A 579-nucleotide genomic window follows, 5' to 3' on the forward strand; every position below is an offset into this window, starting at 1 on the left:
GGGGTATCTGTTTCGAAATACAGTGTGGTCACGTCGTACAAGATGAATGCGCCCGGCCCAATCCCGGCATGATGGGCCAACGCCTGGGACAAGATCTCCCCAAACGATTCGGTAGCAAAGCATGCAAGGCGCCTTTGGATAGTGCGGTAGCTTGCGCTGGTGACTCCGACCTCGGCAAGAGTCTCGATGGAATCGAGCTTTGAACCGGGGTGAATGATCCTGGCACGTACAAGATCACGAAACACCAGATCATTACCGGTGGCCGCAGCAAGGCCTAACTCGTCGAAACACGTATCAATGCAGTTCAGCAGGTAACCGGCACGCTGACCGACTACCGGTAGCGGATTATCCACACTGCCCGTTGCAGATGGAGTGTGATCAACTTCGCCGAAATCCAACGCGAGTTGGTCACCATCAACGATGCGTTGGGCTTCAGCACGTAAAAGCGCAAGCTCAGACTCCGAATGCGCCGAACCGACATGCTTCATCCTTTTGGAACCTTTGCGTTCAGAGAACACGACCTGCACCGCTGTTGCCCCGGAGCCGGTTGTGACGGTGCGGATATAAGGACTCACAAAA

At 54.9% G+C, this 579-nt stretch carries 1 pseudogene; it reads right to left on the reverse strand.

Going from position 1 to position 579, the window contains the following annotated elements:
- Positions 1-579 (reverse strand): annotated as a pseudogene (locus tag HMPREF3104_RS01405) (transposase); the annotation flags it as partial.

This window comes from Corynebacterium sp. HMSC30G07, from assembly GCF_001806945.1.
GTDB classification, from domain to species: domain Bacteria; phylum Actinomycetota; class Actinomycetes; order Mycobacteriales; family Mycobacteriaceae; genus Corynebacterium; species Corynebacterium riegelii.